Origin of the sequence: Streptomyces sp. NPDC088766 (genome assembly GCF_044750845.1) — a bacterium.
Classification (GTDB): domain Bacteria; phylum Actinomycetota; class Actinomycetes; order Streptomycetales; family Streptomycetaceae; genus Streptomyces.
Map to the genome: position 1 here is coordinate 138292 of NZ_JBIVKQ010000009.1, position 26429 is coordinate 164720.

Sequence of the window (26429 nt, forward strand, 5' to 3'; positions counted from 1 at the left end):
GGAAGGAGGCGCTGGGTGATCGAGCTCGAGGGGGTTCCCGAGCTGATCGACCCGGTCATGGTGGCCGCGTTCGAGGGCTGGAACGATGCCGGCGACGCCGCTTCCACCGCGGTCGCGCATCTGGAGCGGGAGTGGAAGGGCGAGGTGTTCGCGGCGCTGGACGCCGAGGACTACTACGACTTCCAGGTGAACCGGCCCACGGTGTGGATGGACGCCGGAGTGCGCAAGATCACGTGGCCGACGACAAGGTTGTCGGTGGTGCGCGTCGGCGGCGAGAAGCCGCGCGACCTGGTACTGGTGCGCGGCATCGAACCGTCCATGCGCTGGCGCTCGTTCTGCAACGAGCTGCTCGGCTTCGCGCACGAGCTGGGCGTGGAGCTGGTCGTCATCCTGGGCGCCCTGCTGGGCGACACCCCGCACACCCGTCCGGTGCCGATCAGCGGGACCACGTCCGACGCGGACCTGGCCCGGCGCATGGATCTGGAGGAGACGAAGTACGAGGGCCCCACGGGCATCGTCGGCGTCCTCCAGGAGGCGTGCACGCACGCGGGCGTGCCGGCGGTCAGCCTCTGGGCCGCCGTACCGCACTACGTGTCGCAGCCGCCGAACCCGAAGGCCACGCTCGCTCTCCTCAACCGGCTGGAGGACCTGATCGACGTGCGCATCCCGCTGGGTGAACTGCCCGAGGACGCGCGCGCCTGGCAGGTGGGGGTGGACCAACTGGCCTCGGAGGACAGCGAGGTCGCGGAGTACGTCCAGACGCTGGAGGAGGCCCGCGACACCGCGGAGCTGCCGGAGGCCTCGGGGGAGGCGATCGCCCGGGAGTTCGAGCGGTATCTGCGGCGCCGGGACGGCGGCGGGCCGCCCGGCCCCGGGGAGCGGACACGGCCCCCGAAGCCGCCGAAACCGAGCGGGGACAGCGCCGACGAGGACGATTCGTCGGAGGACTGAGCGGATCGACTGCGTACGGCCGGCTGGGCGAGGCCGGCTGAGCGGTGCTGGACGGGACGGTGCTGGACGGGGCGGTGCGGGGAGCGCACCGCCCCGTCGCCGTCAGACCCGGTCCACGGCCACCACGTCGTAGTCGGTGGCGGGCGTCGGTTCCACGTCGAAGCGCGCGCCCGGCAGGTACAGGCGGTCGCCCCAGGCCGCGACCGTCGTCGGGACGCGGAAGCGCGGGTCGGTGATCCGCCCGATCGCGGTGCCGTGGGTACCGGCCGCGTTCAGCCGGAACACGTCGATCGCGTTCTGCTGTTGCTGGACGGCGTGGAGGATCCGGCCGAGGGCAGCGGGAACCGGTCCGGCCGGACGGTCCCGCGTGCTTCGGCGGCCCGCGCGCCGCCGGTGCCGATCAGGGCGGCCGTGGAGAGCGCGGCCGTGGTGAGGAGTCCGCGGCGGGTGAGGGAACGGGGTGCGGGTGTCACGTGCGTCCTTCCGTACGGTGGCCGGCGGAACGGTGACGAACGCTCACACCCCGTCACACGGCGGCGGCCACCCGGAGCCGAACACACGACCGGGGCGCCTCCTCGCGTGGAGGAAGCGCCCCGATCGCACGGACGGCGGTTCCGGTCGTACGGGCCGGCGTTCCGGTCGTACGGCTCCGGTGGTGGGCTACAGCGCCACGCCCAGCAGGGCGTCCACCGCTCGCGACACCACACCGGGCGCCCCGGTGTCCGTGCCGCCGCGCTCCTGCTGGAGTGCGGCCCAGCGGTCGACGGCGGCCAGCGCGGCCGGGGCGTCCAGGTCGTTCGCCAGGGCCGCGCGGATCTCGTCCACCAGGGCCTCGGCGGGCGGACCGTCGGGCCGGGAGACGGCCGCGCGCCAGCGCCCGAGCCGGTCCACGGCGTCCTGGAGGACCTGGTCGGTCCACTCCCAGTCGGCCCGGTAGTGGTGGGCGAGGAGCGTGAGCCGGATCGCGGCGGGATCGACGCCGTCCTGGCGGAGCTTCGAGACGAAGACCAGGTTGCCCTTGGACTTGGACATCTTCTCGCCGTCCAGCGCGACCATGCCGGCGTGGACGTACGCCTTGGCCATGGGGAACTCGCCGGTGAGCACCTGGGCGTGCGAGGCGCCCATCTCGTGGTGCGGGAAGGCGAGGTCGGAGCCGCCGCCCTGCACGTCGAAGCCCATGCCGAGGTGGTCCAGGGCGATGGCGACGCACTCGATGTGCCAGCCCGGCCGGCCGCGGCCCAGTGAGCCGCCGTCCCAGCTGGGCTCGCCCTCGCGGGCCGCCATCCACAGCATCGGGTCGAGCGGGTTCTTCTTGCCGGGCCGGTCCGGGTCCCCGCCGCGCTCGGCGGACAGCAGCCGCATGGCGGCGGCGTCCAGGCCGGAGACCTTGCCGAAGTTCGGGTCGGACCCGACGGAGAAGTAGACGTCCCCCTCGAGTTCGTAGGCCGCGCCGAGCTCGCGCAGCCGCTCGACGAGCGGGACGATGCCGGGTATGGCCTCGACGGCGCCTATGTAGTGCCGCGGCGGCAGCATCCGCAGGGCCGTCATGTCCTCGCGGAAGAGGGCCGTCTCCTTCTCGGCGAGGGCGACCCAGTCGAGGCCGTCCCGCTCCGCGCGCTCCAGGAGCGGATCGTCGACGTCGGTGACGTTCTGGACGTAGTGAACCTGCCGCTTGGTGTCGAGCCACACGCGCTGAACCAGGTCGAACGCGTTGTAGGTCGCCGCGTGACCCATGTGGGTCGCGTCGTACGGCGTGATGCCGCAGACGTAGATACGGGCGACGGGACCGGGGTCGAGGGTGACGAGGCCGCCGGTCGCGGTGTCGTGGATCCTCAGGTCGCGGCCCTGACCAGGCAGGGCGGGGACCTCGGAAGCGGGCCAGGCATGCATGTCATGAGCCTAACCGGAGGGCTCCGCCGGGTACGAACCGGAGCGGGCCGGATGACCGGGAAGGCACTCTTGCGCGGTTCCGTCCCGCGTGCTGGGGCAGCCGTGGCGGGACGGGACCGGGCGGGGGACGGGTGGGACCGGACCGGACCGGACGGGACGGGACGGGTGGGACGGGACCGGGCCGGACGGGACGGGACGGGTGGGACGGGACCGGGCCGGACGGGACGGGTGGGGCTAGACCGGTGGCCAGGGAATGGCCGGCCAGTCGCCGCCGGGCTCGGGGTGCCTGCCGGACTCCAGCAGCGCTGCGACACGCGCGCGCGTGGCATCGACCTCGGCCGGGGTGACGAGCGCGGCCAGGGTGGCCGCCAGCGCCCCGCCCGCCTCCAGGGCGCCCTGGAGGTCCTTGAGCACCTCGACGGCCTCCCCTGTCAGGGGCTCCCCCGCCCACCCCCACAGGAGGGTGCGCAGCTTGTCCTCGGCGTTGAAGGTGACGCCGTGGTCGATGCCGTAGAGCCGCCCGTCGGCGGTGGGCAGCAGGTGGCCGCCCTTGCGGTCGGCGTTGTTGATGACCGCGTCGAGGACGGCGAGCCGGCGCAGCCGCTCGTCGTCGGCGTGCACCAGCAGCGCGGTCCGCCCCTCGCCGGCCTCGGCGAAGCCGATCGCCTTCCAGCCCGGCTCGGGCTCCTCGGCGTCGACCAGGGCGAGCAGCTCGGCCTGCGGGAACACCTCGATCCACAGCTGGCACATGCCCTCGCCGTACGGCCCGTCGCGCAGCACGGTCGGCGGGACGAGCCCCCAGCCGGTCGCCTCGGAGACCGCGTACGCGGCGACCTCCCGCCGGGCGAGGGTGCCGTCGGGGAAGTCCCACAGGGGTCTCTCGCCGGCGACCGGCTTGTAGACGCAGGCCGCCTCGCGGCCCTCGTGGGCGACGGTGCAGTACAGGGCCGCGTTGGACGCCTCCCGGATGCGGCCGCGCACGGTCAGCTCGCCTCGCGCGAGCAGGTCGGCGTCGGCCCGGCCGGTGGTCGTCACGCCCCGCGGCGGTATCCGTTCTGGCGCGGACATACGTGTCCTTCCGGGTCGAGCGGCAGGCTGCACAGCGGGCACGGCGGCCGGCCGGCGTTGACGACGTCGAGAGCACGCTTGGCGAAGGCCCTGGCCTGCGCGCCGGTGAGGCGGACCCGCAGCATCGGGGGCCCGTTCTCCTCGTCCTGGAGCAACCGTTCCTCGGCCTCGGCGAGGTCCTCGTCGGTCTCGGCGTCGAGTTCCACGAGGGCCTGCGCCTCGACGATCATGCGCTGCTCCTCGCCGTCCCAGGCGAGGGCCATCGTGCCGACCCGGAACTCCTCCTCGACGGGGGTGTCGAGGGGGGCCGAGTCGGCTACCTCGGTGGGTGCGACGGCGGGCACCGCGGCACTTCCGCCGCTACGGCGTACGACCTCGTCCAGCAGCTCGTCCATGCGCTCGGCGAGCGCGGCGACCTGGGTCTTCTCCAGGGCCACGCTGGTCACCCGGGAGCCGGCCGTGGCCTGGAGGAAGAAGGTACGGCGCCCGGGCAGTCCGACCGTACCGGCCACGAAGCGGTCCGGGGGGTCGTAGAGGAACACCTGACGGGACACGTCCTGTCTCCATGGGAATCGTGGGTACGGAACGTCCATGCGTGAACGCGCGCGTATGTGGACCGCTTCACCCTACTGCGGTCGACGATCACGGTGCGCCCGCATCACCCCCGACCGTGGCGTCCTGCCGCGGGGGCTCCTCGCGCGGCACGAGGGAGGCGAAGTCGCCGGTGTCGCCGAGGCGCACGAGGAAGGGCCGCAGGCGGGTGTAGCGGATCACCGTGACGGAACAGGGTTCGACGGAGATGCGCTGGAAGAGGTCGAGGTGCAGTCCCAGCGCGTCCGCGACGAGCGACTTGATGATGTCGCCGTGCGAGCACATGAGGTAGACGGCGTCGGGCCCGTGGTCGCGCTCCACGCGCGCGTTCCACTCGCGCACGGCCTCGGCGGCGCGGGTCTGCATGGCCCGCATGGACTCGCCGCCGGGGAAGGCGGCCGCGGAGGGGTGCGCCTGGACGACCTCCATCAGCGGGTCGTCCGTGAGCTCCGCGAGCTTGCGTCCGGACCAGTCGCCGTAGTGGGCCTCCCCGATCCGCTCGTCGGAGTGGACGGGCAGGCCGGGGCGGGCGTCGAGCAGGGGCCGGATCGTCTCCTGGCAGCGTTGCAGCGGGCTGGCGACGACCTCGGCGATCGGCAGGCCCTCGAGCCTGGCCGGCAGCGCGGCGGCCTGTGCGGCGCCGCGCTCGTCGAGGGCGACGCCGGGCGTCCAGCCGGCGAGCACTCCGGAGGTGTTGGCGGTGGACCGACCGTGCCGGACCAGGATCAGCGTGGGCATGCCGCCCAGGGTAGGGGTACTCCTGGGGGCACAGGGAACCGCGGAAGGGAGAAAGCACTTCGTGATCGTCGACTGCGCCATCTATCGGGACGGGCGCCGGACGGAGGGCCCGCAGGACTTCTCCGACGCGCTGGAGGAGGCGCGGGCCGCGGGCGGCTTCGTCTGGATCGGGCTGCACGAGCCCACCGAGAAGGAGTTCGCCCACGTCACGCGGGAGTTCGCGCTGCACCCACTGGCGGTGGAGGACGCCCTCAAGGCCCACCAGCGGCCCAAGCTGGAGGTCTACGACGATTCGCTGTTCCTGGTGCTGAAGCCGGTGGTGTACGAGCCGGAGAGCGACGCGGTGTCCTCCGGGGAGGTCATGGTCTTCCTCGGCGACTCCTTCGTGCTGACCGTCCGGCACGGCGACGGCGCGCCCCTGGCGGCGGTACGGCGGCGGCTGGAGCACGAGCCGGAGATGCTGGCGAAGGGACCGACGGCGGTGGTCTACGCGATAGCCGACGCCACCGTCGACCACTACCTGGACGTGGCGACGGAGCTGCAGACCGACCTGGAGGAGCTGGAGGCGGAGGTGTTCTCGCCGGACGGCGGCGGGTCACGGAACACGGCCTCCCGGATCTACACCTTCAAGCGGCAGGTCCTGGAGTTCCGCCGGGCCACGGTCCCGCTGGCGCCCCCGGTGTCCCGGCTGGCCGGCACCGCAGGGTCCGGGGCGGGCCTGTCGGGGACGGGCCTGCCCTTTGTGAACGACAAGGCGCGGCCCTTCTTCCGGGACGTCAGCGACCATCTCGCGCGCGTCAACGAGTCCGTGGAGGGCCTGGACCGGCTCGTGTCGGACATCCTCTCGGCGCACCTGGCGCAGATGAGCGTCCGGCAGAACGACGACATGCGGAAGATCTCCGCGTGGGCGGCCATGGCCGCGATCCCCACCATGATCGCGGGGATCTACGGCATGAACTTCGAGCACATGCCGGAACTGCACTGGACCTGGTCGTATCCGGCGGTGATCGCGATCATGGCCGCCCTGGAGGTGGTCCTGTACCGGATGTTCAAGCGGCGGGGGTGGCTGTAGGGCGCGAGGGCCCCGCGCGCGGGTGGCGTGCCGGACGGCTCGCGCGCCACGCGCGCGCGTGCAAGGCCGGACGGCTCGCGCGCCACGCGCGTGGCGGCCCGTCGCTCAGGCGAACTCGGGGGCCGTGGTGGCCGGGCCGCCCAGGGCGTCGCGGTGTTCGGGCATGCTCAGGGTGACCATGCGGCGCCAGCCCGCCAGCCGCTCCCACGCGTACACGGCGTGGATGCCGGCGGCGAGGAGGGCCGCCTTGGGCCGGGACCAGCCGAGGATGCGGCCCATGTGGGACATCACGGCCAGGCTGACGTCGCGGTAGACGCGGATCTCCGCGAGCGCGGACTCGCGCAGCGTGCGCTGGATCGCGCGGCCGTGCCCCGCGCGCGCGAAGCGCAGCAGTTCCTCGTGGCAGTAGGCGAGGTGGTTGTCCTCGTCGTGGGAGATCATCCGCACCGCGCGGCCGATGTCGGGGTGGTCGGCGAAGTGCTTGCGCAGCAGTTCCATCTGCTCGGAGGCGCGCTGCTCGGTGACCCGGCTGTGGGCGAGGTAGGTGACGACGTCCTGCACGGTCAGCGGCCGGTCGGCCTTGAGCTTGTCGTGGGCGAGGCCGATGCCGGCGCGCTCCAGGAGCATCGTGTAGTCGGTGTCGGGCGGGACGGGGACGGGCTGGAGGCCGCGCTTCTTGAGCAGGGCGTTGAAGATCCGCCCGTGCTTGTCCTCGTCGGCGCCGTGCCGCGTGATCTTGGGGGCGAGGTCGCGCTGGTCCGGCGGGACGAGCGCGGCGATCCGGGCGTTCTCCCAGCCGCCCTGCGACTCCCCGCTCGCGGCGATGGAACAGAACAGCCGGAAGGACTCGTCGTCGTCCAGGATCTCCTGGAACAGACTCTTGGCCGAAAGCATCGTGGGGCACCTCTCTGCGTCCCGGGGGATTCCGCAGGTTCCGCAAAGAACGAGTCAAGTGCGGAGAGGGAGGCGCCGCAACAGCTGTGCCGGACGACTGCGCCGAACGGATGACCCGAGAAGCTCGCGCCGGAGGCGTAACCGCGCGCTTCGCTGGGCGTTGTTCCCCGTGACGGCCGTGGCGGGGAAGACCCCCGAGCCCCCACCACGGCCGCTGACTTCCCCCTTCGCTACGCCGGCCCGGCTTCGCTACGCCAGCCCGGCCAGCTCCAGCGCCTCGGCGCCCGCCCGCAGCGAGGCGAGCCGCTCGTCGAGCGTGAAGCCGGCGGGGGCCAGGGTGAGGGTGGTGACGCCGGCCGCCGCGTAGGCCTTCATCCGGTCGGCGATGCGCTCCGTGGAGCCCAGCAGCGTGGTCCGGTCGATCAGCTCGTGCGGAACGGCCGCCGCGGCGCCCTGCTTGTCCCCGGAGAGGTACTTGTCCTGGATCTCGTCGGCGGCCCGCTCGTAGCCCATGCGCCGGGCGAGCTGGTTGTAGAAGTTCTGCTTGCGGCTGCCCATCCCGCCGACGTAGAGCGCGGTGTAGGGCCGGAAGGTGTCGGCGAGCCGCTCGACGTCGTCGTCGGCGCCGACGGCCAGCGGCAGCGTCGGGCAGACGTCGAAACCGTCCAGCGTCTTGCCGGCCTTCTCGCGCCCCGCGCGCAGGTGCTTGATCGCGGTGTCCTCGATGTGGTCGGCGGACGGGAAGATCAGGAGGGCGCCGTCGGCGATCTCGCCGGTCTGCTCCAGGTTCTTCGGGCCGATCGCGGCGATGTACAGCGGGATGTGCTCGCGCTCCGGGTGCACGGTCAGCTTGATCGGCTTGCCGGGGCCGCCCGGCAGCGGCAGCGTCCAGTGCTCGCCCTCGTACGACAGCCGCTCGCGCGTCATCGCCTTGCGGACGATCTCGACGTACTCGCGCGTGCGGGACAGCGGCTTGTCGAACTTGACGCCGTACCAGCCCTCGGAGACCTGCGGGCCCGAGACGCCGAGGCCGAGGCGGAAGCGGCCGCCGGACAGCGAGTCGAGGGTGGCGGCGGTCATCGCGGTCATCGCCGGCTGGCGGGCCGGGATCTGGAAGATGGCCGAGCCGACGTCGATGCGCTCGGTCTGGGCGGCGACCCAGCTGAGCACGGTGGCGGCGTCCGAGCCATAGGCCTCCGCGGCCCAGCAGACCGCGTACCCCAGCCGGTCGGCCTCCTGCGCCACGGCCAGGTTGTCCCCGTCCATTCCGGCACCCCAGTAGCCGAGGTTGATCCCGAGCTGCATGACCGATTCCCCTTACTGATCAGTAACGACGCTGTTCCGGAGACAGTAGCGCGGGGGCGGCCCCGAGGGAGGGCGGTGTGGCGAGGGTCGCGGCGGCCCGGGGCCCCGGCCTGCCCGAACCGGTCCCGGCCTGCCCGGAATTCCGTTGTCCACAGGCAACCCACGGCCCAGTTCCGGCCAGTAATCTCGGCGTCCATGGAGCAGAGGCATCTCGGTCGCACCGGCCTGCGCGTGTCCCGCATCGGGCTCGGCACCCTGACCTGGGGCCGTGACACCGACGAGCACGACGCGGCGGACCTCTTGAAGACGTTCTGGGAGGCGGGCGGCACCCTCGTCGACACGGCGGACGTGTACGGCGACGGCGAGGCCGAGTACGTGCTGGGGCGGCTCATGGAAGGCCTGGTACCGCGCCGGGACCTGATCATCTCCACGAAGGCCGGCAGCGTGCCCGACCCGGAGCGGCGCTTCGACGGCTCACGCGGTCATCTCCTCGCGGCCCTGGACGCCTCGCTCACCCGGCTCGGCACGGACCACGTCGACGTGTGGCACGTGCACGCCTTCGACCCCGACACCCCGCTGGAGGAGACCCTCCAGGCCCTCGACATCGCGGTCGCCAGCGGTCGCGCCCGCTATGCCGGCATCTCCAACTTCTGCGGCTGGCAGCTCGCCAAGGCCGCCACCTGGCAGCTGGCGGCACCGGGTACGCGCACCCGGCTGGCCAGCACGCAGATGGAGTACTCCCTGCTCCAGCGCGGTGTGGAGCGCGAGGTGCTGCCGGCCGCGCTGGACCTGGGCATCGGTCTGCTGCCCTCCTCCCCGCTCGGCCGGGGCGTCCTCACCGGCAAGTACCGCGGCGACGCCCTGCCGCCGGACTCCCGCGCCGCCTCCGACCACTTCGCGCCGTTCGTCGAGCCCTACCTCGACGACACCGCGAGCCGCATCGTGGACGCCGTGTCGACCGCGGCGGACGGGCTCGCGGTGAGCCCGCTCCAGGTCGCCCTCGCCTGGGTCCGCGACCGGCCCGGAGTGGCCGCCCCGATCGTCGGCGCGCGCAACGCGCAGCAGCTCACGGCGGCATTGTCGGTGGAGGCGCTTAGTCTTCCTGACGAGATCTGCCGGGCGCTCGACGACGTGTCGGCGCCCGTGCACCGCTATCCCGATCACGACTGGAGCACGCTGTGAGCACGGAGCCGGAGCCCCCCAGCACCACGGAGAACACCGGGCCGGGCACCCCGGACGACGCCCCGCCCGCCGAGGGCTCACCGGAGACCGGCTCCGTGGCGGCCCCGGCCGACGGCGACGGGACGACGCCCGGGTCCGCGGCCGCGGGGAGCACGCCGGGGCCCGCACCGGACGACGCCACCGTGCCGGGGCCCGACGGCGCCACCGTGCCGGAGTCCGCGGCCGACGAGTCCGCCCGGAAGCTGTCCGAGGCCGAGGCGGAACTCGCCGCCCAGAAGCTGGAGCGGGAGCGGATCGAGCGGCGCAAGGCGGAGAAGCAGGGGCCCATCCCGGCCGGGACCAAGCTGAGCGGCAAGGCCGCCGACCTCCTCGCGGCCGTACGGGCCGTGGAGAGCGGGGAGAAGCCCACCGCCACCGTGTTCGCCGATGCGGAGGCCGCCCCGCCGCGCGCCGCCCCGGAGCCCGTGCGGCGCCCGCAGCCGGTGGCCGCGGATCCCGTCGCCACCGCACCGGCGCCGGACACCGTCGAGGCCGTACGGCGTGTGCTGGCCGGTGGCGGTGCGCCCGAGGCGCTGGCGCCCCAGGTCGCGGCGGCTCTCGGCGAGGGGGCCGCAGAGGCCCTGGGCGAGGACCCCTGGCAGTTGCTGCGCGTCCCCGGTGTGCGCCCCGAACAGGCGGACGGCTTCGCGCGGGCGCTGCTCGGCGCGCAGTGCGCCCCGGACGACGAGCGGCGGGGCCGGGCGGTGACCGTCTGGCTGCTGGAGCAGGCGGCCCTGGCCGGGCACACCGCCCTGGAACTGCCGACGCTGACGGCCGCGCTCGCCCGGCAGGGGGTACCGGACGCGGACGCGGCCGTGCAGGGCACCCTCGCCGAGGGCGAGGCCCTCGCCTTCCAGGACGCCCTGGAGGAGCCCGGCGCCGCCCCGGCCCCGGTGGCCGCGAGCGAGGAGTCCGAGGAGTCCGAGGACGCCGACGAGGACAACGCGGAGGGCACCGGCCCGGTCCGGGTCCTCGTCGGTCTCGAGCGGTACGCGCTCGCGGAGGAGAGCCTCGCCGACGGTCTGGCCCGCGTGGCCAACGCCCTGGCCAAGGAGACCTCGACACCGTGGGAGTCCGCCGCCGCCCGGGCGTCCGGCAGCACGGCCGAGCTGATCCGCGCGGTCGCCGGGCACGGCGTCGTCGTGCACACCGGCGGCGAGGCGGCGCGCGCCGAACCGGCCGCCCTGCTCGCCGCCGCCCGGTCCCTGGGAGTGCGCGCGTTCGCCGCCTGCCACACACCGGACGGGCGGCGCCGGCTGGCGGCACACCTGGACTCGGCGGACGACGCGGCGGACGGCTTCGTCGTCACCCTCCCCGGCCTGCTGTCCGGCGCCGAGGGCCCCGGCCGGGACGCCGAGGGCGCCTTCGCCCTCGACCTGCTGATCCTGCTGGACGCGCCGCAGCTGGACGTGGAGAGCGCCGCGATGGTGGTGGAGTCGCTCCCGGACGGCGCCCGGCTGGTGCTCAGCGGCGACCCGGCGCTGCTCTGGTCGGCCGGGCCGGGCCGGGTCTTCGCCGACCTCCTCGCCGCCCGGGTGTGCCCGCAGGTCGCCTCCCGCGTCCCGGATCAGGGGCCGCTCGGCGAGCTGGTCTCCGGAGTGGGCATCGGTGAGCTGAACCGGGTCGAGGCGCCCGGCAAGGAGATCGTGATCGTGCCGGTGCGGGACGCCGGCGAGGCCGTGCACCGGACGGTGCAGCTCGTCTCGGACTCCGTGCCGCGGGCCTTCGGCATCGCCGCCGGGGAGGCGGTGGTCGTCACCCCGGGCCACGGCGGCGCGGCCGGCACCCGCGCGCTGAACGCCGCGCTGAAGGAGCGTCTCAACCCCGGCCCCGGCCGCTTCGGCGGCTTCGACCCCGGCGACCGGATCGCCTACTCCCCCGTCCCGGGCCGTACGGTGACGGGCCGGGTGGTGGCGGCCGACGCGGAGGGGCTGCACCTGTCCTGCGCCGGTGCCGCCGTGGTCGTACCGAAGGAGCGGGTGGAGCACTCCGTCCGGCACGGGTGGGCGCTCACGGCGCACCAGGCGGTGGGGAGCCGGTGGCCGGCGGCGGTCGTGGTGCTGCCCGGTGATGCCGCGCAGGTCCTGTCCCGTCCCTGGGTCTACACGGCCTTCGGCCGCGCGGAGCGCCACCTGTCCGTGGTTCACGGGGTCGAGCAGGCGCTGCCCGCAGCGGTCGCCGGAATCACGGCGAAGCCCCGCACGACCCGGTTGCCGGTGCTGCTGCGCACGCAGGTCCCGGCGGCGGACTGACGGTCGCGCAGACGCGAACGGCGGTGGTCACGGCGGGGAATCGCTCCCCGCCGTGACCGCCGCCGTCTCCTGCTTGTCGCCGTCTCTGCGCTAGCGGTCGGCCCGCCCGGCGTCCAACGGCTCCAGATCCTCGTCTTCGTCGTCCTCTACGTCCTCTGCTTCCTCTTCTTCCTCTTCTTCGTCATCCGCCGGCTCGTCCTCGATGTCGTCGTCGAAGACCGAGCTGACGTCGAAGCGGCACACCACCTGCTGCGGGTCCGGCTGCTCGAAGGGCGTCTCCAGCCATTCGCCCGGCTCGGCGGGTTCGTCGGCCGCCAGCACCCACAGGGTGGAGTCGCCCTCCTCCAGGCCGAACTCCTTGTGCCGGGAGGCGATCTCGTCGGGTTCGAACTCGCCGAAGAGCAGGCCCAGCGCGCCGTGGACGGTCCCGGAGGCCTCCGCGTCCGCACCGTCCTCGAACTCGGCCGCCTCGACCCGCTGGGCCTGCGCCAGCAGCCGCTGCGGTTCCACCACCGCGTAGTCGCGGCGGATCAGGACGCTCAGGGCGTTGGGCTCCTCAGGTCCCGCGTAGGGCGGCAGCGAGTCGTCGGCGCCGGGGATCTCGAAGGGGGTGACCTCGTCGTAACGGTCGTAGAGCAGTTCGTCGTACGCCTCCGCGGCAGCGGCCAGCTCGTTGAACGCCTCGTAGACGGCCGGGTCGTCCTCACCCGTCCGGCGTTCGACCGCCGCAAGGTGGCGGTCGAGCGCGGTCTTGACCGCCTCGGCGGCGGCGCGTACCTCGGCAGCGGTGGGCTGCGCAGCATCAGACATAGTGCAGACGCTATCCGTACCGGGCCCCAGCCCGCACAATAGATGCGATGCCGGAATACGAATTTGTCGACGTGTACGTACCGCGCGGGGTCTCCCGCAAGGACGCGACACGTCTGCTGACCGACCATGCGGAGTACGGACACTGGGAGTTGGACCGTCTGAGCCTGCTGCGGGACGGCAGTCGCCGAGTGCGGCTGCGCCGGCGGATCATCCGTCAGGTACGCGCCACGTGGTGAGCCGAGGATGACGGAAACGGAGCGGGCCCCGCCGAGGCGGGGCCCGCTCCGTTGTGCGGTGCCGGGGACCGTCAGGCCGCGGCGCGCGCCTTGCGGTAGAGGACCGCGCCCGCGAGCAGCGCGCCGGCGCCGGCCGGGAGCGCGAGGCCCAGCGGCAGTCCGCTGCCGGTCTGCGCGAGCTGCGGGGAGTGGACGGAGGAGTGTCCGGCCGGGGTCGCGTGACCAGGCTTGGCTGGGGTGACCTCGTCCTGGGAGTGGCTGGGCTTGCCGGGGCCCGGTGTGCCGGGTGTCTCCTCCTCGCCGCCGGGAGGCGTGCCGTAGTCGGGGCCGGGGCCGCTGTCGTTGGCGCAGTTGTTGCCCAGGGCCGGGTTGAGGATCCCGACGACGTCGATGGTGTTGCCGCACGCGTTGACCGGCACGTCGACCGGCGCCTGGACGTTGTTGCCGGAGCCGACGCCGGGTGAACCGGCGGTGTGGCCGCCCGCGTGCGCGCCGCCCGGGCCCGCGTGCGAGCCGGAGCCGCCGTGCCCGCCGGTACCGGTGTGCGTACCGGAGCCGCCGTGCCCGCCCGGGCCCGTCTGCGAGCCGGAGCCGCCGTCGTCGTGCCCGGCGTGGCTGCCGCCGCCGCTCTTGCCGTCGCCGTGGCCCGTGCTCCGGTTGGTGCAGGAGTTGCCGACCGCCGGGTTGAGGATCCCGACGACGTCGACGGTGTTGCCGCACACGTTGACCGGCACGTTCACCGGCGCCTGGACGTTGTTCCCGGACAGGACGCCGGGCGAGTCGGAGGCGTAGCCGCTCGCGCCGGAGTCGGCGTGGGCGTACCCGCCCGCGGCGGCGAGCACCCCCGTCGCCGCCGCCACGGTCATGAGGCCTTTACGGGTGACCTGTCGCATTGCTGAATCCCTGCTTTCGATCTCGTCCCGAATCGCTCGCATCCTTCCAGCTTCGCGAGGCCTCCGGGCGCTACGACTTCTTCGCTTTCTTTTCTCATGTCATTCGGATTTCGCACGAATGGCAGGAGAAAAGACCGGTCGGCCCCGGAGCGCATGGCGTGCGCTCCGGGGCCGACGGCGTGGACGACCCCTCAGCGGGTCGACGTCACTTGTTGATGCAGACGTTGCCGAAGGCGGGGTTCAGCAGCCCGATCACCGAGATCGTGTTGCCGCAGACGTTCACGGGGACGTGGACGGGCACCTGGATCACGTTGCCGGAAGCGACACCCGGGGAGTGCACGGCAGCACCCTGGGCACCCGAATCGGCGACGGCCATGCCCGCGCCCGCGAGAACCAGACCACCGGTGGCAGCCGCAGCAGCAACGACCTTCTTGAGCATTATTCCTCCTTGTTGGCAATGCGATCCCCAGTAACGGGTCGCATCAGCACTAACGACGAGGAAGTAATGGGGCTACGTGCTTATCGGCGCATTCACTCTTCTCAGTCGCTCCCGTACATGCTGCCGAATAAAAGGCGGCCGTTCAGGAGGCGTCGATGAAGCGGTCGAGCACGCGGACGCCGAACCGGAGGCCGTCCACGGGCACCCGCTCGTCGACGCCGTGGAACATGCCGGCGAAGTCCAGCTCCGGCGGCAGCTTCAGCGGGGCGAAGCCGAAGCCGCGGATGCCGAGGTCGTCGAAGGACTTGGCGTCGGTGCCACCGGAGAGCATGTAGGGGATCGCCTTGGCGGTCGGGTCCTCGGCGAGCAGCGCGGACTGCATGGCCTCCACCAGCGGTCCGTCGAAGGAGGTCTCCAGGGCCTTGTCGGAGTGCACGTCCTCACGGCGCACCTTCGGGCCGAGGATCCGGTCGAGGTCGGCGAGGAACTCCTCCTCGTGCCCCGGCAGGAAGCGCCCGTCGACGTGGGCGGTGGCCTCGCCGGGGATGACGTTGACCTTGTAGCCGGCGTTCAGCTGCGTGGGGTTGGCGGTGTTGCTCAGGGTCGCGCCGATCAGTTTGGCGATGCCGCCGAGCCGGGCGAGGGTGGACTGCATGTCCTCCGGGTCCAGCGGGGTGCCCAGCGCGTCGCCCAGTTCGTCGAGGAAGGCCCGGGTGGTCTTGGTGACCCGCACCGGGAAGGTGTGGCGGCCGAGCCGGGCCACGGCCTCGGACAGCTCCGTGATCGCGTTGTCCCGGTGGATCATCGAGCCGTGCCCGGCGGTGCCGGCCACCCTCAGCTTCATCCAGTGCATGCCCTTCTCGGCCGTCTGGATCAGATAGAGCCGGCGCTCCTCGCTCACCGTGAAGGAGAACCCGCCCACCTCGCTGATCGCCTCGGTGACGCCCTCGAAGAGGTCCGGGTGGTGGTCGACGAGGTGCCGGGCGCCGTAGGTGCCGCCCGCCTCCTCGTCGGCGAGGAAGGCGAGGACGATGTCGCGCGGCGGCCTGCGCCCGGAGCGCAGCCGGTCGCGGACGACCGCCAGGGTCATCGCGTCCATGTCCTTCATGTCGACGGCGCCCCGGCCCCACACGCACCCGTCGGCGACCTCTCCGGAGAAGGGGTCGTGGGTCCAGTCGGCCGCGTTGGCGGGGACGACGTCGAGGTGACCGTGGATGAGGAGCGCGGGCCGGGAGGGGTCCGCGCCCTCGATGCGGGCCACGGTGGAGGCGCGCCCCGGGTGGGACTCGTAGATCTTCGGTTCGAGCCCGACCTCGGCGAGCTTCTCGGCGACGTACTCGGCCGCCTCGCGCTCGCCCGGACCCGAGTGGTCGCCGTAGTTGCTGGTGTCGAACCGGATCAGCTCGCGGCAGAGGTCCACGACCTCGTCCTCGCCGGTGACGCCCCTGGCCGTGTCGTCCGTCGCGCTCACGCTGGTTCCTCCCGCTGTCACTGCTGGTGGTTCCCCTCATCCTCCCCCTCACCGGCGCCCGTGCCCAAGACCGGTCCCGGCCCGTCACACGCCGTTCACGCCGGGTGCGGCGGACGGCGCACGGCGGGCGGGCGGCGGGCGGGCTGTGATCGGGCACCCCGGAAAGCCTGGTAATGTTTACGTCGTCGCCGCAGGGGAAACCCGCGCGACAGACACCTTGTCCGGGTGGCGGAATGGCAGACGCGCTAGCTTGAGGTGCTAGTGCCCTTTATCGGGCGTGGGGGTTCAAGTCCCCCCTCGGACACGTGAGATGAGTGAGGGCCCCGACCGTCAGGTCGGGGCCCTCACTCGTTGGTGTGGGGCATCTCTCCCCTGTTCGAAGATCGCCAGGTCACGGCATTTCCGCGGTTCCCCGGCGGGCCCCGTTCGGCCGTCCCGGCTGGCCGCCGGAAAGGGGCGAGCCTAGCGTCGTACTAAAATTTCCGGCTTGTTACGGGCTGGAGCCGGACAACCCCAGGCAGACCTGCGGGCCCGCCAGCGCCCCGGAGGGCTCCGGGAACGAGACGCGAGGACCCGATGGCAGCCACAGACGAGAGCAGCGCTCTCGGCCTGCTCGACGAAGAGATCCGCGAACAACTCGGCGACACGGCACGTTTCTCGGGCGGTCCCGCCCCCTCCCCGCGCACCCTCGTCGACATCCTCGACGCGTCCGTGCGCTCGTACCCCGACGAGCCGGCCCTGGACGACGGCGCCGCCGCGCTGACCTACCGCGAGCTGGCCGTCGAGGTCGAACGGGTGCGCCGCCGGCTGGCCGGTGCCGGGGTCGGTCTCGGCGACCGGGTGGGGATCCGGGTGCCGTCGGGGACGAACGACCTGTACGTCGCGATCCTCGCCGTGCTCGCCGCCGGGGCGGCCTACGTTCCCGTGGACGCCGAGGACCCCGACGAGCGGGCCGAGCTGGTGTTCGAGGAGGCCGGGGTCAGGGCCGTCGTCGGTGCCGGGCACGAGCTGACCGTGCACGGCAGCTCGCAGACGCCGGCCGCGCGGCCCGGTGCCGGGCACGACGCGTGGATCATCTTCACCTCCGGCTCCACCGGGAAGCCCAAGGGCGTCGCCGTCAGCCACCGCAGTGCCGCCGCGTTCGTGGACGCCGAGGCCGCGCTGTTCCTCACCGACGAGCCGATCGGGCCGGGCGACCGGGTGATGGCGGGGCTGTCCGTCGCCTTCGACGCCTCCTGCGAGGAGATGTGGCTGGCGTGGCGGTACGGCGCCTGCCTGGTGCCGGTGCCGCGTGCGCAGGTCAGGAGCGGTGCCGATCTCGGTCCCTGGCTGGTGGAGCAGGAGATCACCGTCGTCTCGACGGTGCCCACGCTCGCCGCGCTCTGGGAGCCCGGGACCCTCAACGACGTCCGTCTGCTGATCTTCGGCGGTGAGGCCTGTCCGCCCGAGCTGGCGCAGCGGCTGGTGACCGAGGGACGCGAGGTCTGGAACACGTACGGGCCGACCGAGGCGACCGTCGTGGCCTGCGCGGCGCTGCTGGGCGCAGCGGAGCCGATCCGGATCGGGCTGCCGCTGCGCGGCTGGGAGCTGGCCGTCGTGGACGAGGCCGGTGAGCCGGTGCCGATGGGCGGCAGCGGGCAGCTGGTGATCGGCGGCGTCGGGCTCGCCCGGTACCTCGACGCCGGGAAGGACGCGGAGAAGTACGCGCCGCTGGAATCGCTGGGCTGGGAGCGGGCGTACCGCAGCGGTGACCTCGTCAAGGCGGAACCGGAGGGGCTGGTCTTCCTCGGGCGGGCCGACGAGCAGATCAAGCTCGGCGGGCGGCGGATCGAGCTGGGCGAGGTCGACGCGGCGCTCCAGGCGCTGCCCGGGGTCGCGGGCGCGGCCGCCGCCGTGCGCACCGCGCGCGGCGGCAACCAGCTCCTCGTCGGGTACGTCGTCGTGCAGGACGGCTGGGACCGGGCCGCGGCCGTGGACAGGCTGCGCGCCGAGCTGCCCGCCGCGCTGGTGCCGCTGCTCGCGCCGGTGGCCGAGCTGCCGACCCGGACGTCGGGCAAGGTCGACCGGGCCGCGCTGCCGTGGCCGCTGGAGGGCCTGGAGACGGGCGGGCCGGCCGAGCGGCTCCACGGCACCGAGGCCTGGCTCGCCGAGCAGTGGACGGCGGTCCTCGGCGTCCCCGTGGGCGGCGCCCGTGACGACTTCTTCGCGATCGGCGGCGGCAGTCTGGCAGCCGCGCAGCTGACGACGCGGCTGCGGACCCGGTACCCGAGCGCCGCCGTGCTCGACGTCTACCAGCGGCCGACGCTGCGCAAGCTGGCCCGGCACCTGGAGGAGTCCGCGCAGGACGACGGCTCCCGGCGCACCGTCGCCCCGGTGCCGCGACGGGCGCAGCTGGTGCAGGTGTTGCTGCTCCTGCCGCTGTTCACGCTGCTGGGGCTGCGCTGGACGCTGGTCCTGGCCGCCGCGGGCAACGTCCTGCCCGCCCACGGGTGGCTGCCGACCGCGCCCTGGTGGCTGGTGGTCGCGGGCGCGCTGCTGTTCTTCAGCCCGCCAGGCCGGCTCGCGCTCGGCGCGGGCGGGGCACGGCTGCTGCTGCGGGGGGTGGCGCCGGGCCGTCACCCGCGGGGCGGCGGGGTCCACCTGCGGCTGTGGGCCGCCGAGCGGCTCGTCGAGTTCAGCGGGGCGACCTCGCTGACCGGCTCCTGGCTGCAGCGGTACGCCCGCGCCCTCGGGGCGAGGATCGGTCCGGACGTGGATCTGCACGCGCTGCCGCCGGTCACCGGCATGCTCAGGCTGGGCCGGGGCGCGGCCGTCGAGTCCGAGGTGGACCTCTCCGGCTGGTGGCTGGACGGCGACCGGCTGGAGATCGGCCCGGTCAGGGTCGGTGCGCACGCCGTCGTCGGTACGCGCAGCGTCCTCTTCCCCGGGGCCCGGGTCGGCAAGCGGGCCGAGGTGGCGCCGGGTTCGGCCGTCGTCGGCCAGGTCCCGACCGGGCAGCGCTGGGCGGGCGCGCCCGCGGTCGAACTCGGCAGGGCCAAGCGCAACTGGCCCAAGGAGCGGCCGGCCCGCAGCCGGGTCTGGCGGGCGCTGTACGGGGCCTCGGGGGCGGGGCTGACGCTGCTGCCGGTGCCGGCGGCCGGGGCCGCGCTGCTCGTGGCCTGCGCCCTCGTCCCGCCGGACGCCCCGCTGCGGGGTGCCGCCCTGGCGCTGGTCCCGGCCACGCTCGCCTACGGGCTGACGTACGCGCTGCTGCTTCTGGTCGCCGTGCGGCTGCTGAGTCTGGGGCTGCGGGAGGGCACGCATCCGACGCACGGCCGGATCGGCTGGCAGGCCTGGACCGTCACCCAGCTGATGGACCGCTCGCGCGAGACGCTCTTCCCGCTGTACGCGGGGCTTGCGACGCCGGTGTGGCTGCGGCTGCTCGGGATGCGGATCGGCAAGGGCGCCGAGGTGTCGACCGTACTGGCGCTGCCCAGCCTGACCACGGTCGGCGAGGGCGCGTTCCTGGCCGACGACACGCTGACCGCGCCGTACGAGCTGGGGGGCGGCTGGATGCGGATCGGGCGCGCGGAGATCGGGCGGCGGGCGTTCCTCGGGAACTCGGGGATGACCGCGCCGGGGCGGAGCGTGCCGGACGGCGGGCTCGTCGGGGTGCTGTCGGCGACGCCGAAGAAGGCGAAGAAGGGCAGCTCCTACCTGGGGCTGCCGCCGGTGAAGCTGCCGCGGGCGGCGGCCGACGGCGACCGGAGCCGTACCTACGAGCCGCCGGCGCGGCTGCTGTGGGCGCGTGCGCTGGTGGAGCTGTGCCGGATCGTGCCGGTGTTCTGCTCGGCCGGTCTCGCGGTGCTGACCGTGGCCGCGCTGTGCGCGCTGGGGGCGTGGGCTCCCCTGCTGTCCGGGCCGGTGCTGCTGGGGGCGGGCGGGGCGGCGGCCCTGCTGTCGATCGCCGCGAAGTGGCTGCTGGTGGGGCGGCACCGGCGCGGGGAGCACCCGCTGTGGAGCGGTTTCGTGTGGCGCAACGAACTGGCGGACACCTTCGTCGAGGTGGTGGCGGTGCCGTGGCTGGCCGGTTCGGTGCCGGGTACGCCGGTGCTGTCGGCGTGGCTGCGCGGGCTCGGCGCGCACATCGGCCGGGGCGTGTGGGTGGAGAGCCACTGGCTGCCCGAGGCGGACCTGGTGACGCTGGAGGACGCGGCCACGGTCAACCGGGGCTGTGTGCTCCAGACTCACCTCTTCCACGACCGGATCTTGCGGACGGATACTGTGGTACTCCGTGAGGGTGCCACGCTGGGCCCTGGCGGGATCGTGCTGCCCGGCAGCACGATCGGGGCCCGGACGACCCTGGGTCCCGCGTCGCTCGTGATGGCCGCGGAGTCCGTCCCGGACGACACCCGCTGGCTCGGCAACCCGATCGAAGCGTGGCGTCCCTGAACGCCGGCCGCTCGGAACCGGACGACGGCACACCGGCGGGGAGCGGCAGCACGGCGCAGGGAGCGGACGCGGCAGTGGCAGTTCAGCAGGCAGGCGGGGCGGACCCGTACTTCCCGGCCAACGGTGACTCCCGGTACCGGGTGCATCGCTACGAGCTCACGCTGGACTACCGGCCCGGGCCGAACCGGCTCTCGGGCACCGCCCGGATCAACGCGATAGCCGGGCGTTCGCCGCTCGCCGAATTCCAGCTCAACCTGGCCGACTTCAAGATCGGCAGGGTCCGGGTGGACGGCCGGCAGGCGCACTACACGCACCGCGGCGGCAGGCTGCGCGTCCGGCCCGCCAAGGCGCTGCGGGCCGGGGCCGCGTTCACCGTCGAGGTGCACTGGGCGGGCAATCCCAGGCCGGTCAACAGCCCCTGGGGCGGGATCGGCTGGGAGGAACTGGGCGACGGGGCGCTGGTGGCGAGCCAGCCCGTCGGGGCGCCGTCCTGGTACCCGTGCAACGACCGGCCCGCCGACAAGGCGTCGTACCAGATCTCGGTCACGACGCCGTCGGCGTACTCGGTGGTGGCGGGTGGCCGGCTGCTGACCCGGACGACGAAGGCGTCCACGACGACCTGGGTGTACGAGCAGTCCGCGCCGACGTCCAGCTATCTGGTCGGGCTGTCGATCGGCAAGTACCAGACGGTGCTGCTCGGTGATCCGGGGCTCGGCGGGGTGCCGCAGCACGGACACATCCCGGCGGACCTGCTGCCGGAGTTCTCGCGGGACTTCGCGCGCCAGCCCGGCATGATGCATCTCTTCCAACAGCTTTTCGGTCCTTACCCGTTCGACGAGTACGCGGTCGTGGTGACCGAGGAGGAACTCGACGTGCCCGTCGAGGCACAGGGGTTGTCGCTGTTCGGCGCCAACCATGTGGACGGGGCCCGGGGTTCGGAGCGGCTGGTGGCGCACGAGCTGGCGCACCAGTGGTTCGGCAACAGCGTGTCCATCGCCGACTGGCGGCACATCTGGCTGAACGAGGGCTTCGCCAAGTACGCGGAGTGGCTGTGGTCGGAGCGCTCGGGCGGCCGTACGGCGCAGCAACTGGCCGCCGTCGCGCACCGGTCGCTGTCCACCCTGCCGCAGGACCTGAGGCTGGCGGACCCCGGCCGCAAGTCGATGTTCGACGACCGGCTCTACGAGCGGGGCGGGCTCACCGTGCACGCGCTGCGCTGCGCGCTGGGCGACGACGCGTTCTTCCGCATGCTGCGCGCCTGGCTCGGTCTGCACCGCGGCGGCGCGGTCACGACGTCGGCCTTCACGGCGCACGCGGCACGGTTCGCGGCCGAGCCGCTGGACGACCTGTTCGACGCGTGGCTGTACGCGACGGCGCTGCCGCCGCTGCCGCGGGCCGGCACGCGGGCGGCCGTCCAGCACAATGGCGGCCATGAGTAAGCGTTCCTGCCCCTGCGGACTGTCCGGGATCTACGCGGAGTGCTGCGGCCGCTTCCACTCCGGTGCCGCCGCGCCGACCGCCGAGGCGTTGATGCGGTCGCGGTACAGCGCCTTCGTGAAGGGCGACGCGGGGTATCTGCTGCGGACCTGGCATCCGCGGACCCGGCCGGGACGGCTGGACCTCGATCCGGGGATGCGGTGGACGGGGCTGGAGATCCTCGACACGGTCGAGGGGACCGCGTTCCACGCCACGGGGGTCGTGGAGTTCCGGGCCTCCTACCGGGGCGGCGCGCTGCGGGAGCGGAGCCGCTTCGAGCGGGTGGCGGGGGCCTGGGTGTACGTGGACGGGGAGTTCCCGGAGCGGTAGGGCACGCCACCCGGAGCGCGGGTGCGCTACGGCGCCAGGATGTCGAGTTCCTGGAGCGCGCCGACCGTGATCTCGCGCGTCAGCTTCTCCGCGCGGTCCGCGTCGCGTTCGCGGACCGCCTCCGCGACCTGTACGTGCAGGGTGACGGCGGCCGGGTCGGGGTCCTCGAACATGACCTCGTGGTGGGTGCGGCCCGAGAGGACCTCCGCGACGACGTCCCCGAGGCGGGCGAACATCTCGTTGCCGGAGGCCGTGAGGATCACGCGGTGGAAGGCCACGTCGTGGAAGAGGTAGCCCTCCAGCTGGTGGCCGCGCGAGTTGGCCACCATGCCGAGCGCGCACTCGGTCAGTTCGGCGCACTGCTCCGCCGTGGCGTTGCGTGCCGCCAGGCCCGCCGCGACCGGTTCGACCGCCGACCTCAGGACGGTGAGCGAGCGCAGCTGGTGGGGGCGGTCGGCGCCGGCCAGCCGCCAGCGGATGACCTGCGGGTCGTAGACGTTCCACTCGGCCCTGGGGCGTACGGTCACGCCCACCCGGCGGCGGGACTCGACCAGGTGCATCGATTCCAGGACGCGGACCGCCTCGCGCATCACGGAGCGTGAGACGTCGAAACTCTGGGCCAGTTCGTCGGTGCGCAGGACGCTGCCCGGAGGGTACTCACCCGCGGTGATGGCGGGGCCGAGGGTGTCGAGTACATGGCCGTGCAGACCCCGGCCCGGAATGGTCATGCACTCAGCGTACGCGCCGCGTCACGGACCCAAAAAGTCAGACTTATTTGTCACAGACTCTTGAATTCGTCGTACCTAATGGGTTTCAGTGTCGTCGACATCAGGTGTCGAGGAAGACAGCGAGGCAGAGATGCTTACCCCCCACGTCGTCGTGGTGATGGGCGTCGCCGGCACGGGCAAGACCACCATCGGTCCGCTGCTCGCCGCCCGGCTGGGCGTTCCCTACGCCGAGGGCGACGACTTCCACCCGTCGGCCAACATCGCCAAGATGTCGGCCGGCACCCCGCTCGACGACGACGACCGGTGGCCGTGGCTCGACGCCATCGGCGACTGGGCGCACGGGCGGGCCGGGCTGGGCGGGGTCGTCAGCTGCTCGGCGCTGAAGCGGTCGTACCGCGACCGGCTCAGGGCCGCCGCCCCCGGGATCGTGTTCGTGCACCTCGCGGGTGACCGGGCGCTGATCGAGGACCGGATGGCGCACCGGCAGGGTCACTTCATGCCGACCGCGCTGCTGGACTCCCAGTTCGCCACGCTCCAGCCGCTCGAGGCGGACGAGGCGGGGGTCGCGGTCGACGTGACCGGGACCCCCGAGGAGATCACCGAACGCGCCGCGCGGGCGCTCGACGGGCTTCCCGGCACCCGGCGGTAGCCGCCCCGCGCTGCCGGGCGGCGCCGCAGCAACACCCGCAGTACCCCCTCTCCCCCATCCCCACCCCCCGTAACGTGTAAGGGACCCCCGTGACCAGACTCAGCGTCGAGATGCTGGCGGCGGACAGTGTCGAGCCGATCACCTCGGCCGGCCATGCCCAGCTGGGCATCGCCGTGCTGGCGGGCATCGCCGTCATCGTCCTGCTCATCACCAAGTTCAAACTGCACGCCTTCCTGGCGCTGACCATCGGCTCGCTCGCGCTCGGCGCGTTCGCCGGGGCGCCGCTCGACAAGGCGATCGCCAGTTTCACCACCGGTCTCGGCGCCACGGTCGCCGGTGTCGGCGTGCTCATCGCGCTCGGCGCGATCCTCGGCAGGCTGCTCGCCGACTCCGGCGGCGCCGACAGAATCGTCGACACGATCCTCGCCAAGGCGGGCGGCCGGTCGATGCCGTGGGCGATGGTGCTGATCGCCTCGGTGATCGGTCTGCCCCTGTTCTTCGAGGTCGGCGTCGTCCTGCTGATCCCCGTCGTGCTGATGGTCGCCAAGCGCGGCAACTACTCGCTGATGCGCATCGGCATCCCGGCGCTGGCCGGCCTGTCCGTGATGCACGGCCTGGTCCCGCCGCACCCCGGTCCGCTGGTCGCGATCGACGCCGTGGACGCCAACCTGGGCGTGACGCTCGCGCTGGGCGTGCTGGTCGCCGTCCCGACCGTGATCATCGCCGGTCCGGTGTTCTCCCGGTTCGCCGCCCGCTGGGTGGACGTCCCGGCCCCGGACCGGATGATCCCGCAGCGGCCCTCCGAGGACCTGGAGAGGCGTCCGGGCTTCGGGATCACCCTGGTGACGATCCTGCTGCCCGTCGTGATGATGCTGGCCAAGGCTCTCGTCGACATCGTCGTGGACGACCCCGAGGACACCGTGCAGCGCGTGTTCGACGTGGTCGGCTCCCCGCTGATCGCCCTGCTCACCGCCGTCGTCGTCGGCATGTTCACCCTCGGCCGGGCGGCCGGCTTCACCAAGGACCGGCTCTCCTCCACGGTCGAGAAGTCCCTCGCCCCCATCGCCGGCATCCTGCTGATCGTCGGCGCGGGCGGCGGCTTCAAGCAGACGCTGATCGACTCCGGCGTGGGCCGGATGGTCCTGGAGATATCCGAGGACTGGTCGATCCCGGCCCTGCTGCTGGCCTGGCTGATCGCGGTGGCGATCCGGCTGGCGACCGGCTCGGCGACCGTGGCGACGATCTCCGCGGCCGGCCTGGTCGCGCCGCTCGCCGCCGACATGTCGACCACCCACACCGCCCTGCTGGTCCTGGCCATCGGCGCCGGCTCGCTGTTCTTCAGCCATGTCAACGACGCCGGCTTCTGGCTGGTGAAGGAGTACTTCGGCCTGAGCGTCGGCCAGAACATCAAGACCTGGTCGGTCATGGAGACCATCATCTCGGTGGTCGCCGGCGGCCTGGTCCTGCTGCTCTCCCTGGTCATATAGGCCCGCAGGGGGCATATGACCCTAAGGGAGCGTGAGCACCCGCTGTCCGGCACCGACGGCCGTACGGTTCGCCGGCGGTCAGCGGTGCCACAGCGGGTGCTCCCGCTCCGCCCAGTCCGGGCTCACCGATCCGGTGCGCATGCCGCGGCGGGCCTCCGGGTCGCCGAGGGCCATGCCGATGTGGCCGGCCAGGACGATGCCGACGGCCAGGGCCAGCCAGTCGTGCACGAAGGTCGCGCTGGTCCGCCACATGATCGGGGTCAGGCCGGTGAACCACATGAGCAGCCCGGTGCCGAGCATCACCACCGTGGCCCCGGCGATCCACGCGGCGTAGACCTTCTGGCCCGCGTTGAACTTGCCCGCCGGCCTGGACTCCCGTCGCCGGTCGCGGCGCAGGGCCGCGCGCAGCCAGCGGCGGTCGTGCGGGCCGAAACGGTTCAGGCGGCCGAGGTCGGCGCGGAACGCGCGGGAGACGAGTCCGGCCAGGACGGGGACGGGCAGGAGCAGGCCGGACCACTCGTGGACCCGCACGACCAGCTCGCGGCGGCCGACGAGCTGCGCGAGCTGGGGGACGTAGAGGAAGGCCGCCGTCAGCACGCACACGCCCATGAGCAGGGCGGTCGTACGGTGTGTCCAGCGTTCGGCCGGGCTGAAGCGGGGGACGCGGGCGGGGGCGGGCGGCGCGTCAGCTCGTGGGCTCATCGTCCCGCCCGTTCGAACGGCCCACCCAGGCGTCGACGTCGTAGCCGCGCCTCTCCCAGTAGCCGGTCTCCACCTTCTCGGTGACGGTGATGCCCGAGAGCCACTTGGCGGACTTGTAGAAGTACATGGGTGCCACGTACAGGCGGACCGGGCCGCCGTGCTCGTGGCCGAGGTCCTCGTCCCGCATGCGCAGGGCGACCAGGACGTCGGGGCGGCGGGCCTGGGCGAGGGTGAGGCTCTCGGTGTAGGTGCCGTCGAAGCAGGTGAAGCGGACGGCGCCGGCGCGTGCGCGCACTCCGGCCGCGTCGAGCAGGACGGACAGCCGTACGCCTTCGAAGGGCGTCTTCGGCACCCGCCAGCCGGTGACGCACTGGACGTCCTTGACCACGCGGGTCTGCGGCAGTGCCCTCAGGCCGGCCAGGGTGTGGGCGGCGGGGCGGTCGACCAGGCCGTCGACGGTCAGGCGGTAGGTCCCGGCGTCCTTGTGCGGCACGGAGGAGGCCACCGAGTAGTAGCGGAAGCCGCCCCCGTTGGGGAGCAGGCCGGTGAGGCCGGTGGGGTCCTTGTCGGCGGCGCTGCCCAGGAAGTCCTCCAGGCCGCGCTGGAGGACGGGGGCGGCGACGACGCCGAGGGCGCCCAGGCCGAGCGTGCCGAGGAAGACGCGGCGGCCGACGGGGGTGCCGCGCTCCTCGGGCGTTTCGGAGGTCACGCCTCCATTCGAGCACCCGGGGCCCGGGCGGGGCCAGGGAGGCGGGGTGGCCGTCAGGATTGCGTCATCACTTCCCGGCTTCCGCC

24 protein-coding genes, 1 tRNA gene and 1 pseudogene are annotated in these 26429 nt (G+C 73.2%); 11 read left to right on the forward strand and 15 right to left on the reverse strand.

Annotated elements, in window-relative coordinates; all coding sequences use genetic code 11:
- Nucleotides 1-15: 15 nt before the first annotated feature.
- Entirely contained in the window at nt 16-951 is a 936-nt protein-coding gene (locus tag ACIP5W_RS15115) for a PAC2 family protein (RefSeq protein WP_401472282.1), read from the forward strand.
- A 102-nt stretch (nt 952-1053) separates the two neighbouring features.
- Here ACIP5W_RS15115 and ACIP5W_RS15120 read toward each other — a convergent pair.
- From ACIP5W_RS15120 to ACIP5W_RS15145, 6 genes and pseudogenes are all read right to left on the reverse strand, one after another.
- Nucleotides 1054-1287 (reverse strand): annotated as a pseudogene (locus ACIP5W_RS15120) (superoxide dismutase); the annotation flags it as partial.
- On the reverse strand, nt 1224-1424 hold the full coding sequence (locus ACIP5W_RS15125; protein WP_401472285.1) for a hypothetical protein: 201 nt from the start codon (nt 1422-1424) through the stop codon (nt 1224-1226). The gene ACIP5W_RS15125 and the pseudogene ACIP5W_RS15120, both read right to left, overlap by 64 nt.
- Nucleotides 1425-1611: 187 nt before the next feature.
- Nucleotides 1612-2841 (reverse strand): cysteine--1-D-myo-inosityl 2-amino-2-deoxy-alpha-D-glucopyranoside ligase, encoded by a 1230-nt coding sequence (mshC, locus tag ACIP5W_RS15130; RefSeq protein WP_401472288.1) that lies wholly within the window; start codon nt 2839-2841, stop codon nt 1612-1614.
- Between the two features lie 234 nt (nt 2842-3075).
- Nucleotides 3076-3909, reverse strand: a complete 834-nt coding sequence (locus ACIP5W_RS15135; RefSeq protein ID WP_401472291.1) for an SCO1664 family protein — start codon at nt 3907-3909, stop codon at nt 3076-3078.
- Complete coding sequence (locus ACIP5W_RS15140; RefSeq protein ID WP_366062484.1) at nt 3873-4463, reverse strand: DUF3090 domain-containing protein; 591 nt, start codon at nt 4461-4463, stop codon at nt 3873-3875. Before ACIP5W_RS15140 ends, ACIP5W_RS15135 begins: the two co-directional genes overlap by 37 nt.
- 88 nt (nt 4464-4551) lie before the next feature.
- On the reverse strand, nt 4552-5238 hold the full coding sequence (locus ACIP5W_RS15145) for a histidine phosphatase family protein (protein WP_398097915.1): 687 nt from the start codon (nt 5236-5238) through the stop codon (nt 4552-4554).
- Between the two features lie 61 nt (nt 5239-5299).
- Here ACIP5W_RS15145 and corA point away from each other — a divergent pair, with 61 nt between their 5' ends.
- Nucleotides 5300-6310 carry a magnesium/cobalt transporter CorA gene (corA, locus tag ACIP5W_RS15150; RefSeq protein ID WP_401472296.1) on the forward strand — a complete coding sequence of 337 codons (1011 nt, stop codon included), beginning with the start codon at nt 5300-5302 and terminating at the stop codon, nt 6308-6310.
- Nucleotides 6311-6415: 105 nt separating this feature from the next.
- Here corA and ACIP5W_RS15155 read toward each other — a convergent pair whose 3' ends face one another.
- Both ACIP5W_RS15155 and ACIP5W_RS15160 read right to left on the reverse strand, forming a co-directional pair.
- A complete protein-coding gene (locus tag ACIP5W_RS15155; protein ID WP_401472299.1) occupies nt 6416-7204 on the reverse strand; it encodes a ferritin-like domain-containing protein in 789 nt (262 codons plus the stop codon).
- Between the two features lie 249 nt (nt 7205-7453).
- Nucleotides 7454-8509: an LLM class F420-dependent oxidoreductase gene (locus tag ACIP5W_RS15160; protein ID WP_401472302.1), complete on the reverse strand. Its 1056-nt coding sequence runs from the start codon at nt 8507-8509 to the stop codon at nt 7454-7456.
- A gap of 195 nt (nt 8510-8704) precedes the next feature.
- Between ACIP5W_RS15160 and ACIP5W_RS15165 the strand changes: the two genes are divergently transcribed.
- Together ACIP5W_RS15165 and ACIP5W_RS15170 are read left to right on the forward strand one after the other, a co-directional pair.
- Nucleotides 8705-9691 (forward strand): aldo/keto reductase, encoded by a 987-nt coding sequence (locus tag ACIP5W_RS15165; protein ID WP_401472305.1) that lies wholly within the window; start codon nt 8705-8707, stop codon nt 9689-9691.
- Nucleotides 9688-11982 (forward strand): helix-hairpin-helix domain-containing protein, encoded by a 2295-nt coding sequence (locus tag ACIP5W_RS15170; RefSeq protein ID WP_401472308.1) that lies wholly within the window; start codon nt 9688-9690, stop codon nt 11980-11982. The genes ACIP5W_RS15165 and ACIP5W_RS15170 overlap by 4 nt, the downstream gene beginning before the upstream one ends.
- Before the next feature lie 90 nt (nt 11983-12072).
- Here the strand turns inward: ACIP5W_RS15170 and ACIP5W_RS15175 are convergent, their stop codons facing one another.
- Entirely contained in the window at nt 12073-12792 is a 720-nt protein-coding gene (locus ACIP5W_RS15175; RefSeq protein WP_401472311.1) for a hypothetical protein, read from the reverse strand.
- Nucleotides 12793-12839: 47 nt separating this feature from the next.
- Here ACIP5W_RS15175 and ACIP5W_RS15180 point away from each other — a divergent pair, with 47 nt between their 5' ends.
- On the forward strand, nt 12840-13028 hold the full coding sequence (locus tag ACIP5W_RS15180; protein WP_005485166.1) for a DUF5703 family protein: 189 nt from the start codon (nt 12840-12842) through the stop codon (nt 13026-13028).
- A gap of 71 nt (nt 13029-13099) precedes the next feature.
- Here the strand turns inward: ACIP5W_RS15180 and ACIP5W_RS15185 are convergent, their stop codons facing one another.
- The 3 genes from ACIP5W_RS15185 to ACIP5W_RS15195 form a co-directional block, all read right to left on the reverse strand.
- Nucleotides 13100-13921, reverse strand: coding sequence for a chaplin (locus ACIP5W_RS15185; protein WP_401472314.1), 822 nt, complete (start codon nt 13919-13921; stop codon nt 13100-13102).
- A gap of 205 nt (nt 13922-14126) precedes the next feature.
- Nucleotides 14127-14360, reverse strand: a complete 234-nt coding sequence (gene chpH / locus ACIP5W_RS15190; protein ID WP_363089246.1) for a chaplin ChpH — start codon at nt 14358-14360, stop codon at nt 14127-14129.
- 142 nt (nt 14361-14502) lie between these two features.
- A complete protein-coding gene (locus ACIP5W_RS15195) occupies nt 14503-15831 on the reverse strand; it encodes a M20/M25/M40 family metallo-hydrolase (protein WP_401472317.1) in 1329 nt (442 codons plus the stop codon).
- Between the two features lie 219 nt (nt 15832-16050).
- Between ACIP5W_RS15195 and ACIP5W_RS15200 the strand changes: the two genes are divergently transcribed.
- From ACIP5W_RS15200 to ACIP5W_RS15215, 4 genes are all read left to right on the forward strand, one after another.
- Nucleotides 16051-16135 (forward strand) — tRNA-Leu (locus ACIP5W_RS15200).
- A gap of 272 nt (nt 16136-16407) precedes the next feature.
- The gene (locus ACIP5W_RS15205; protein ID WP_401472320.1) at nt 16408-20262 is read left to right on the forward strand and encodes a Pls/PosA family non-ribosomal peptide synthetase; all 3855 of its coding nucleotides are present in this window, start codon (nt 16408-16410) and stop codon (nt 20260-20262) included.
- A gap of 74 nt (nt 20263-20336) precedes the next feature.
- Nucleotides 20337-21701, forward strand: coding sequence for a M1 family metallopeptidase (locus ACIP5W_RS15210; protein ID WP_401472323.1), 1365 nt, complete (start codon nt 20337-20339; stop codon nt 21699-21701).
- Nucleotides 21685-22068, forward strand: a complete 384-nt coding sequence (locus tag ACIP5W_RS15215; RefSeq protein ID WP_401472326.1) for a YchJ family protein — start codon at nt 21685-21687, stop codon at nt 22066-22068. The genes ACIP5W_RS15210 and ACIP5W_RS15215 overlap by 17 nt, the downstream gene beginning before the upstream one ends.
- 26 nt (nt 22069-22094) lie before the next feature.
- Here the strand turns inward: ACIP5W_RS15215 and ACIP5W_RS15220 are convergent, their stop codons facing one another.
- The gene (locus ACIP5W_RS15220) at nt 22095-22796 is read right to left on the reverse strand and encodes a FadR/GntR family transcriptional regulator (protein WP_401472329.1); all 702 of its coding nucleotides are present in this window, start codon (nt 22794-22796) and stop codon (nt 22095-22097) included.
- Between the two features lie 130 nt (nt 22797-22926).
- Between ACIP5W_RS15220 and ACIP5W_RS15225 the strand changes: the two genes are divergently transcribed.
- Together ACIP5W_RS15225 and ACIP5W_RS15230 are read left to right on the forward strand one after the other, a co-directional pair.
- Nucleotides 22927-23445: a gluconokinase gene (locus ACIP5W_RS15225; protein WP_401472332.1), complete on the forward strand. Its 519-nt coding sequence runs from the start codon at nt 22927-22929 to the stop codon at nt 23443-23445.
- Between the two features lie 89 nt (nt 23446-23534).
- Nucleotides 23535-24932: a gluconate:H+ symporter gene (locus ACIP5W_RS15230; protein WP_401472335.1), complete on the forward strand. Its 1398-nt coding sequence runs from the start codon at nt 23535-23537 to the stop codon at nt 24930-24932.
- 78 nt (nt 24933-25010) lie between these two features.
- On the opposite strand, the gene ACIP5W_RS15235 is transcribed toward ACIP5W_RS15230, so the two are convergent.
- Together ACIP5W_RS15235 and ACIP5W_RS15240 are read right to left on the reverse strand one after the other, a co-directional pair.
- Complete coding sequence (locus tag ACIP5W_RS15235) at nt 25011-25634, reverse strand: cytochrome b/b6 domain-containing protein (RefSeq protein WP_401472338.1); 624 nt, start codon at nt 25632-25634, stop codon at nt 25011-25013.
- Entirely contained in the window at nt 25618-26343 is a 726-nt protein-coding gene (locus tag ACIP5W_RS15240; RefSeq protein WP_401472341.1) for a molybdopterin-dependent oxidoreductase, read from the reverse strand. The genes ACIP5W_RS15235 and ACIP5W_RS15240 overlap by 17 nt, the downstream gene beginning before the upstream one ends.
- Nucleotides 26344-26429 lie beyond the last annotated feature (86 nt).